Consider the following 10,832-nt stretch of genomic DNA (forward strand, 5'->3'; position numbering starts at 1 on the left):
TGCGGATTGGCCGATCGCGATCGGGGTCGGTGCTATGGCCTCGGCTTGGGCACGGGCGCGGCGGCCAGAGCGGCTCCATGCGGGACGTCGGCTCCGGCTTCGGCATCCGAGCCGGCCCCGATCCGCACGCCGCGCGCATAATCGCGCAATTCGATGTTGGCGTCCTCAAGCGTGGCGCACACGCGACCGTCGCGCACCATGTTCACGATCCGAACGCTCTCCACCGGGTGGATGTCGTCGTAGCCGGCGATGATCGACGGCTCCTCGCCGTCGCCCGTGGTCACGTTGATGTTCTCCAGCAGGATGTCCGAGATCAGGCGGCCGGGCGCCGGGTTGTACGTGGGGTTGAACTTCACCTCGAGATCCAGCACGCGGCCGTGTTCGAACGGCTCGATGTTGAAGTTGCGAAACGTGACGCGGCAGACCGTGTTCTTGTCTCCGGGGTTGATGGCCATCACGCCCAGGTAGCCCGGCTGGAACTCGTGGTGTTCGAGCACGTCGATGTGGTCGAACAGGATGTTCTCGAGCACGTCGCCGTCGTGCTCGTGGTCACCGTGCGTGCCGATGTTGATCGGGTGGGCCACATCGGCCCACAGCGTGGTGTTGCGCACGATCACGTTCGACGTGCCGCCGCGCCAGTTCCATCGGCTGCCGTACAGGGCCACGCAGTCGTCGGAGTTGCGCAGGAAGCAGCCCTCCACCAGCACGTTGGAGCAGGACATCATGTCGATGCCGTCGCTCCAGCCCTCGCAGCTGAACGTCTTGAGGTTGCGGATGGTGATGCGGCGGGACATGCCCCCGCACACCGAATAATGCGGTGGATTGATGAGCGTGATGCCGTCGATCGTCACATCGCGGCACCCGTCGATGCGGATGCCACCGATGCCGGTCTGCTTGGCCAGAAACGCCATGTCGAGCACGCCGCGGCCGTGGATGGTCACATCCTGCGCGCGGCTGATGCTAAGCGCGCCCTGCAGCACCACGCCGCCGGCCAGGTACACGTCCACATGGGAGGGGATGTGCCAGACGGTCTCCGCGACGCCGTAGCATCCGGCCTCCACGAAAATCCTGCGCTTGGGGCCACTCACCTTGTCCGGGTCCAGAGCCTCCAGCGCGGCATTCGGATCGAACGTGCCGATGCGGCCGGGCACGCGATCGGGCTCGATCACCACATCGGCGGCGGCGCGGATGGCCTCCTCGTTCTCCACGGGGCCGGCGAACAGGTGCAGGTTGTGGAAGCGCTCCTTGTTGAGCTCGATGCTCAGGTTGGCGGGCTTGTCCAGTCGGAAGGTGAGGCGACGGGGCTCGATCACCGGCTCGATCCTGTAGCTCAGCGGGCGGATCGCTGCCGTGTAGATGTAATAGAACCGGTTGACCGTCACCTCCACCTCGACGGGCTCGTCCATGTCGAAGTACGCCATGGAGGCCTCACGCACATCGTGCATGTCCACTTTGACGCGGTAGGTGTCCAGCTGCTGCCATTCACCCCCGCTGGCCGGACGGACGCGGACGGTGAACTCGTCGCGAAGGTTCGCGCCGAAGGGCGCGGGATAGGTCTTGATCATGATGAACGGCTCCAGATAAGCGAATGACAGGTCGGAACGATCGGGATTGGGCATGGCTTCGGCCCGCGGATGGGAAGAGGAAGAAAGGAAGGACCATCCACGGGCCGAAACCGATTGGGAGGGCCGGGATCAAACCGGCCACGGGTGTTCGGGTGCTACTTGAGGCTGCCGACCGTGACGCCGGACTTCCAGTAGCGCTGCATGGCGATCATGAGGATCACCACGGGGATCATGGAGATGAACGCGCCGGTGATGACCAGCATCGTCAGGTCGTACTGCGAGTCGGTGCCTCGCGCGATCCACGACTGCAGACCCAGCATGACGGTCCACTTGTGGTAGTCCTTCAGGAAGATCATGGGCCACATGAAGGAGTTCCAGGAGCCCACGAAGTGCAGCAGGAAGATGGTGGCGGCCGGGGTGACCATGAGCTTCCACGAGATCTCGGTGAAGATGCGGTACTCGCCGGCGCCGTCGATGCGCGCGGCCTCCATGAGCTCGTCCGGCACCGCGCCCTCGGCGTACACCTTGGCCAGATACGTGTCCATCGGGGTGAAGCAGGCCGGCAGGATCATGACCCACCAGTTGTCGTACAGGCCCACCTTGTTGAACAGGATGAATGAGGGGACGGTGAGCAGCGTGCCGGGGATGATGAACGAGGCCATGATCAGGCCCATGATGAGCTTCTTGCCATGGAAGTTGTACTTGGCCAGCGCGTAGCCGGCGGCCACGGTGATGACCATCGCTCCCGCGGATGTGACGAAGGACAGCCACACTGTGTTCCACAGCCAGGTGGCGTAGATGCCGTCCTGATAGGTGAACAGGTCATGCAGGTTCTGGAAGAGGTTGAATCCGCCGGCGAACCACAGGCCGTTGGTGGTGTAGATGGTGCTCGTGGACTTAGTGATGGCCACGATCAGCCACCACAGCGGGGCCACGGCGTACACGGACAGGAGGACCAGCAGGCCCAGGACGAAGTACTTGGATGCGCCCTTGACCTGATTGGCGGACGATTCGCCCGATTCGGCGGAGACCTTGCGGCGCTTAGCCTTGACGGGCTTGGCGGTAAGAGTTGCGGTGCTCATGCCCTATTCACCTTTCCCTGGGCGACGTACAGCAGGATGGAGGCGACGCACAGCACGGCCGCCAGCAGCAGCGACAGCGCGGTCGCGTAGTTGATGTTGCCCACCTGGAATGCCTCGTTGTAGATCTGCATGGCGGGCGTGAAGTCCTTGGTGATGGTCTGCGGGCTGATCGAGCGGAAGAAGTACGGCTCGTTGAACAGCTGCAGGGTGCCGATGATGCCGAACAGCGTGGTGAAGGTCACCGAGCTGACCATGAAGGGCACCTTGATGGAGAAGGCGATGCGCAGTTCGGAGGCGCCGTCGATGCGGGCGGCCTCGATGATCTCGTGCGGAATGGACTGCAGGGAACCGAACATGATCAGCATGTTGAATCCGAGGCCGGCCCACACGGCCATCTGACCCATGGAGAACCACACCAGGTTCGAATCGAAGAAGTTGATGCCGGTCCACTTGAACGGGCTGGTGGTGGGGCTGTACAGGTAGATCCAGATGATGGTGGACACCACGCCCGGGGTCATGTACGGCAGGAGCAGCAGGATGCGGAACTTGCCGGCGGTCTTGGCCCTGACCGAATCGATGAGCAGGGCCATGACCATGGACAGGAACTGGGTGAGCGGGACCATGATGACGGCGTACAGGGCCACGCGGCCGAAGCCGATCCAGAACGTGGTGTCCTGCACGGCCCTGACCAGATTGTCCGCGCCGACGAAGACCTCCTTCGCCTCGCCCAGGCCCAGACCCGACTTCTGCTTGTTGTACAGAACCACCCTCAGCGAGAGAACAATCGGCGCGACGACGAAGAACAGAAATCCCGCGACGAACGGCCAGGTGAACGTCGATCCCTTGAGCGCCTGGAGAATGCGCCACGGCACATGCCGGTTCTCGCGCACATCCTCTTCTGCTTTGCCACTCATGGCAATTACCTTCCTTTTGTATGAATCCTATGTACTGTATGGCCAGTCCGTATGGTCGGTCCGGGCGGGGCGAAGGATGCCCGCCCCGCCCGGGGTGACGCTACGAGATGAGCCGGGGGTCGGCCGATCAGGCGACCTTGACGTTGATGCCCTTGGCCTGAAGGTCCTGCACCACGAAGTCCTGCACGTTCTTCATGGCTTCCTTGAGGGTGATCTGCTTGGCCACGGCCTTGCCCCACTGGTCCTGCAGCTCCGGGAACCAGGCGTCGTAGTTCGGGCCCAGATCGAAGCCGCCCATGCCGTTGCCAGCGGCGTTGACGATGACCTTCTTGGCCTGGTCCTTATCCGCGTAGAAGTTGTCCGGGATGGCCTCTTCGGCGTACTTTTCGGCGTCAAGGCCGGCGGCCTCGGTGCGGCCGGCGGGCACGCCCAGGGTACCGTTGTCGGGATCGCGGCCGGCCTCGTAGCCCTCCGGGGTGTTCTGCCAGTTGGTCATCTTGATGACGGCGTCCTGATGGGCGCGGTCGGTGCCCTTGGGGATGAAGGAGGCGGAGCCGAGGTAGCCGGGGACCTTGCCCTCGTCCGCGGAGGAGATGGACGGGTAGTCGATGGCCTGCCACTTGCCGCGGGTGTTGGGCATGTTGGTCTGGTAGCCGGTGGCGGACCAGTAGGCCAGCGTGGTGAAGGCGAACTTGCCGGAGTCGAAGAAGTTGTACAGGGCCGGCTTGTCCTTGTAGGTCTGGTTGGAGACGAGGTCCTTGTCGATCAGCTCCTGGATGATGTCCACGGCCTTGCCGGTGGCCTCGTCCTGCATGTTGACCACCCAGCTGTCTCCGTCGATGGTGAACCAGTTGGCGCCGGCCTTCTGGGCCAGCTGCATGAAGCCGGAGGGGTCCTCGCCGGCCAGGTTGTAGACCTTGCCGCCGTCCGCCTTCATCTTCTCGCCCAGAGCGATCACGTCGTCCCAGGTCTTGGGGGCCTCGACGCCGTACTTGGCGAGCACGTCGGTGTTGACGATGGCATAGGTGCCGTCGGCCGCGCCCGGCAGGCTGTAGTAGCGTCCGTTGAGCTGCGCGTTCTCCTTGGCGCCCTCGGTGAACTTGGGAAGCAGGGGCTGGATGGCGTCGGTGATGTCCTCGGCCCAGCCGTTGGACACGTTGGTGGTCAGCGGCGCGAAGCCCTGCACCAGATCGGGCAGCTTGGTCTTGGCCTCGAAGGCGTTGCGGAAGTTCTGCTGCGTGGCGGTGTTGGAGGCCTGCAGCACGTAGTTGACCTTGACCTCATTCTGGGATTCGTTGTACTTGGCGACCCAGCCCTTGGGGGCATTCTTGTCCCAGCCCCAGACCTCGATCTCGATCGGGCCCGAGGCGCTGGAGGAGCTCGCCGTCTGCGAGGCATCGCTGCCGCCGCAGGCCGCCAAGCCGATCACGCACGCCACCGAGGCGGCCGCGGCCACCATTCGCTTGATTCCATGTCCAGAGAGCATCTGTGCTCACCCTGCCTTTCCTTCGCCGACGTCTCCGTCGGCCTCCGCCGGTCACGTCCCCGTGACCGTCTTCGTTTTCTCGTAACGTTCTGAATTCGTTACGTTATGAGAATAACACATCACGGCAAACGCGCGCAACGGAGCCAATAAATCGATTTCTCTAATTTTGTTCAAATGGCTGAATTCCAGTAAAATCATTTTCTGAAAGCGGTTTCATATCAAGCCCTCACACGGCGTGTCGCACCCACCCCTCCGCCATGCAAACGCCTTCACCGCCCCGCACGCCCGCCGCCATGCCCGCATTGACAAACCATGCAGGCGGTCCGTATACTTGGCGCCAAGTCGTCAAGGCGGCGACTTCTCAATAATTCCAGCTGTTTTCAGCACTCACACCACCTCCCCAACCGAAGGACCAAACATGACCTAGGGCATTCCCATCCTGAATTCATAACGTTATGACACCGTACGCCATACACCCTCAAGAAAACAGTTTCAAACCCATTACCCATGCAAAGGAGCATCCGTGCGCATCCTACGACAATTGATGTCGCTCATCGCGGCCGTCGCGACGCTGCTGAGCGTCTGCCTAGTCGGTTCCGCGGCCGTCGCGGCCGAACCGACCGTCGCGGAACCGCCGGCCATTCAGGAGACCGTGAAGCTGCTGACCCAGAAGGTCAACGGCTTCACCCACCCGGCCATGTCCGTCACCCCCGAACGTCTCGCCCAGACCCGCAAGGCCCTCGCGGAAGGCAAGCAGCCGTACAAGGCCTACTACGAGGCCATGGTCTCGACTGACTACGCCAAACGGGACTTCACGTCATCCAATCTCAAAGCCGGCACGCTGGACACGCCCAACAACAACACCTACACCAAGTCCAGCATGACGATGACCATGAGCAAGGACAGCTTCCGCGCCTACACGCAGGCCGTCATGTACTACCTGACCGGCGACAGCGCCTACCGCTACAACGCGCTGAGAATCCTGCGCATCTGGCAGAACATGGATCCAAACCAGTTCGTCTACTTCCCCGACGCGCACATCCACGTGCCGGTGCCGTTCTTCTATATGATCGCCGCCGCCGAACTCATCCAGTACACGTCCACGGTCCAACCCACCTATGACGATGAAACCAACAAGGTGACGGGCTATGACCTCAGCTGGACCGAGTCGGACACCCAAAAGCTCACTGACAACTACGTGACTCCCACCATCAAGGCGTTCCTGGACGACAACACCCACTACTTCAACCAGCACCTGTACGACATGACCGGCCTGCTGGGCGCGTACATCTTCACCAACAACACCGAGGCATACAACCGCACAGTGGAATGGGTGACGGTCAACGCCTCCACCACCAAACCGGATGTCAACGGCGCACTCAACCACCTGTTCAGCCTGATCAAGGCCGACGATCCCCGCAACCCCACCGGCGTGGACTACGTGCAGCATCTTGAGATGGGCCGCGACCAGGCCCACGGCAGCGGCGATGTGCTCGATCTGACCGGCATTGCGCGCATCCTGGACCAGCAAGGCACCAAGGTCGATCCGGAGACCGGCACCGTGTCCACCGCAGCCAACGCCCAGAGCCTGTACGAGTTCAAGGACAAGCGACTGCTGCGCGGCGCCGAGCAGATGTACAGCTACATGCAGGGCGCCACGATCCCGTGGACCAAGCTCGGCGGAGGCTTCGATTACTCGGGCGACGTGTCCACCGCATATCGCGGCCGCATCGCCAACTACTACAACTTCAGCGAGCTGTACGACGCCTATCGCTACAAGCTGGGCATGAGCAAGGAGGAAATCGAGGCGATCGCCCCGGGCATCGTGCGCAACGCGGAGCACCAGGTGGCCCCGATCGACTATCTGGGCACCAGCACCCGCAGCTTCTGGGGCGTGTATTCGGACAACAAGATGACCGAGCTGGGTGCCGAATACTGGCTGTCCATGCCGGTCGAGCGCGCGGACGACCCGTCCATCGCCATTCCCGTCACGGCGAAAACCAACAGCGACATCTCCTTCACGGAACGCGGCCTTGTGCTCGATTCCACGCTGGCATCCGTGGAATCGGACGCCGACGGATCATATATCCGTGTGAAGTCCGCCACCAGCGCCAACGACATCCACGACACCGCATACGACGCAGCCTTCCCGAAGGACACCACCACCGTGCGCGGCGGATACCAGCTTGTCATCGCGTCCCTGATCAAAGCCAACACGGGCACGGAGAAGGTCCTGGCGCTCAACGTGCGCACCAACGGCGTCTCCACACTGTCCATCGGCGGCAAGAACGATCATTCCGAACCGTGGCAGATCATCACGCTGCCGGACACCCACGGCCAGTGGGCGAACGTGCTGTACTCGGTCGATGCGGCGACGAAAACCAACGCGCAGGCGATTGCGCTGGACAACATGGACTTCTATGCGGTCACGTCCGACCAGCCCGTCACCGTCGACTTCCGCAGCGTGCGCTATGTGAACGACAGGGACGGCTCCGGTCTTAAGACCACGGTTCCGGCACTCAACACCGATACCGCAACCGTATACAAGGCGCTGAAGGGTTCCGCGTTCACGCTGCAGCTGGACATCGCGAACGCGGACGGCGTGGGCTACGAGCTCATCAACGCGCCGGAGGGCATGACCGTCAGCGATACGGGCCTGATCTCGTGGACGCCCAGCGAATCCACCAGCCAGCCGTTGGACGTGACGATCGTCCTGTCCAACGGCACGGTGGAGCGCACCGAACACCTGCTGTTCACGGCTTCGGCGACCCGCGCGGAGGCCGTAGCCAAGGTCGCCGCCGCGCACAAGGACGGGGAGACCTACACCACGCCCACCGAGACCGCATGGCAAGCGGCCAAGAAAGACATCGACGCCAAGGCGGCCGACGTTTCGCTCAGCGACGCCGATTTCCTCAAGGCGCTCGATGACTTCAGCAAGGTCACCGACGCTCTTGAGCTGCTCAATCCGCGGCTGGAGGATGGCACGCTGGACTACGGAGCTTACCCGTCCATGATCGCCGCATCCAGCCCCCGCAACCCCTCCGACGCGGGATTGCTGGTGGATGGCACGGCGGGCAGCTTCTGGGAAAGCAAGCAGCCGGTCATCCTTGACTTCGGCATCGACTACCAGCTCACGGCATCCTCGTTCACCACGCAGGCAAGGCAGGGATTCGCCAACCGTTATCAGGGAGGCTATCTCTATATCTCCAACGACGGCCAGACGTGGACACGCGTCACCTCGACGCCCACCACCCAGACCGAGGAAATGGAGACCATCCCCATTGATGAGCAGTACCGCAACACGCCGTTCCGCTTCCTCAAGTATCAGGTCGACGAACCCGGCATCCCCACCGATCCGGCGTATCCCGGCATCGTGACCATCGCCGAACTGCACATCAACGGCAGCCGCGCAGAAGCCACCAACGAGATCGATTCCGCCAGTATCTCCACCACCGGCGTGGCGGGCATGGCGGTCGCGGGCGATCACGTCACCGTGAGCTTCCACGCCAAATCCGCGATCCAGGACGTCAAGGCCACCATCAACGGCCTCGACGCGACGGTCAAGGACCTCGGCGATGGCAACTGGAGCGCGGACATCGTCCTGCCCGAAGACACCACGTACGCCGATGGCGTGCCGTTCCGCATCACCTACACCAAGGATGGCAAGGAGGGCGCGCCCTTCATGACCACCACCGACGGCTCCTCCGTCTTCACGTCGGATGACCGTCAGCTGGTGGATGCCGCCTCGCACGTGGGCAAGATCAGCACGGGCTCCACAACGGATGCCGCCAAGGTGTTCGACAAGGACGCAGCCACGGTGTTGCAGTTCAGCAAGGACAAGTCTGGAGCGTCGTTCCTCACCTTCGACTTCTCCAGCAATCCGATCGAGCTCGACCGCGTCGAGGTCCTCGCAGACCCGAAGAACCCGGGCAATGCCGGCGCGTCGTTCATCAACGTCTCGCTGGACGGCGAGAAGTGGGAGAGCGTGGGACGCATGAAGAACACCACCCAGTGGCAGACGCTGAGCGCGCCCGATGCAATCAAGGGCAAGCAGATCAAGTTCGTGCAGTTCGACCGCTGGGCCGGCGCCCAGAGCTATGCGGAAATCCGCATCCTCCGCACGGCCACTCCCACGCCTTCCCCGGATACGACCGCTCCGGTGTTTGCCGGTGTGGAGGATGCGTCGGTCGCGTTCGGCGCGGATTTCGATCCGCTGGCCGGTGTGACCGCGTCCGATGACGTGGACGGCGACGTGACCGGTTCGGTCAAGGTGTCCGGTTCCGTGGATACGTCGAAGCCGGGCGTGTACGAGCTGACCTACACGGTTGCGGATGCGGCCGGCAACACGGCCACCGCCAAGCGCAAGGTCACGGTCAAGGAGGCCGACAAGCCGTCGGTCGACAAGTCCGATCTGCAGGCCGCGGTCGATGCCGCGGGCGAGCTCACGGAGTCGGACTACACGGCGGAGTCCTGGGAGGCGTTCGCGTCCGCGCTGCGCAACGCGAACACGGTCCTGGCCGACGACAAGGCCGCGCAGGCCGACGTGGACGGGGCTCTGTGGAGGCTGGTCGCGGCGCGCGATGCTCTGGTGAAGGCCGAGCAGCCCGCCCCGGTCGACAAGACCGGGCTGCAGGCCGCGGTCGACGAGGCCGGCAAGCTGGTCGAGTCCGACTACACGGCGGAGTCGTGGGAGCCGTTCGCCCGCGCGCTGGACATGGCCCGCACCGTGCTGGCCGATCCGAACGCGACCGCGGATGACGTGGCCGCGGCGCTCGAGCAGCTCACGACCGCCAGGGACGCCCTGGTGGAGGCCGAGCAGCCCGGGCCGGGCACGCCCGCCTCCCCGACGGACCGGGCGCGTCTGGCGGCCCGGATCCAGGAGATCCGCGATCTGAACCTCGTGGAGGCCGAGTACACGGCCGATTCGTGGAAGGCGCTCCAAGACGCGCTGGCGGCGGGCGAAGACCTGCTCGGCGCGGACGGCTTGACCCTGGAGCGGGTCGACCGGGCGATCGAATCGATCGACGCGGCGTACAAGGGCCTCGTGAAGGCCGAGGAGCCGTCCGCGAACACGCCTCCGACGCTTTCGGGCGTGGGCGACGCGACCGTGATGGTGGGCGACGCGTTCGACTACTACGCGGGCGTGACCGCCACGGACAGGGAGGACGGCCTGCTGCCGTCCTCGCAGATCGAGGTCGAGGGCCGCGTGGACACCTCGAAGCCGGGCCGCTACGAGCTGGCGTACACGGCCACCGACTACCAGGGCCTGAAGTCCGAGCGCGTGACCCGCTGGGTCACGGTGGTCGAGCGCACCGCCCAGGCGGACAAGTCGCGCCTGCAGGCGCTGGTGGACGAGTATTCGAAGCTGACGGCGACGGATTACACGGGCGTCTCGTGGAAGCCGTTCGAGGCCGCGCTCGAGGCCGCGAAGACGGTGCTGGCGAAGGCTGACGCCACGCAGTCCGAGGTCGACGGGGCCCATGACGCGCTCAGGGCCGCGTGGATCGGCCTGGTGCGCGTGGGCGACCGCAGCGCATTGGAGGCCGCGGTCGCCGAGGCCAGGAGGATCCAGCCGGGCGGGTACACGACGGACTCGTGGACCCGGTTCGCCAAGGCTTTGGACAACGCCGAGGCGGTCCTGGCGAAGGGCGACGCGACCCAGTCGGAGTTGGATGCGGCCCAGGCGCGCCTGACCGCGGCGATCGCCGGGTTGAAGGTCCGCCCCAGCGAGCCGTCCGGCCCCTCGTATCCCTCGGGTCCGTCGGTTTCGTACGTGACGGTCACA

Annotated in this window: 5 protein-coding genes; 1 reads left to right on the forward strand and 4 read right to left on the reverse strand. The window is 64.0% G+C overall.

What is annotated here, in order from left to right; genetic code table 11:
- Window positions 1–32: 32 nt before the first annotated feature.
- The 4 genes from EMO90_RS10120 to EMO90_RS10135 all read right to left on the reverse strand — a co-directional run bounded on the left by EMO90_RS10120 (window position 33) and on the right by EMO90_RS10135 (window position 5,020).
- Entirely contained in the window at window positions 33–1,619 is a 1,587-nt protein-coding gene (locus EMO90_RS10120) for a glycosyl hydrolase family 28 protein (protein WP_150354367.1), read from the reverse strand.
- A 101-nt stretch (window positions 1,620–1,720) separates the two neighbouring features.
- Window positions 1,721–2,647 carry a carbohydrate ABC transporter permease gene (locus EMO90_RS10125; protein ID WP_150354368.1) on the reverse strand — a complete coding sequence of 309 codons (927 nt, stop codon included), beginning with the start codon at window positions 2,645–2,647 and terminating at the stop codon, window positions 1,721–1,723.
- Window positions 2,644–3,561, reverse strand: coding sequence for a carbohydrate ABC transporter permease (locus EMO90_RS10130; protein WP_150354369.1), 918 nt, complete (start codon window positions 3,559–3,561; stop codon window positions 2,644–2,646). The genes EMO90_RS10125 and EMO90_RS10130 overlap by 4 nt, the downstream gene beginning before the upstream one ends.
- Window positions 3,562–3,688: 127 nt before the next feature.
- A complete protein-coding gene (locus EMO90_RS10135) occupies window positions 3,689–5,020 on the reverse strand; it encodes an ABC transporter substrate-binding protein (RefSeq protein WP_190972040.1) in 1,332 nt (443 codons plus the stop codon).
- A gap of 550 nt (window positions 5,021–5,570) precedes the next feature.
- On the opposite strand from EMO90_RS10135, the gene EMO90_RS10140 reads away from it, so the two are divergent.
- Window positions 5,571–10,832: immunoglobulin-like domain-containing protein (locus EMO90_RS10140; RefSeq protein ID WP_150394998.1), on the forward strand; the 5,262-nt coding region annotated here is incomplete at its 3' end.

Source organism: Bifidobacterium vespertilionis (genome assembly GCF_008698145.1).
Classification (GTDB): Bacteria; Actinomycetota; Actinomycetes; order Actinomycetales; family Bifidobacteriaceae; genus Bifidobacterium; species Bifidobacterium vespertilionis.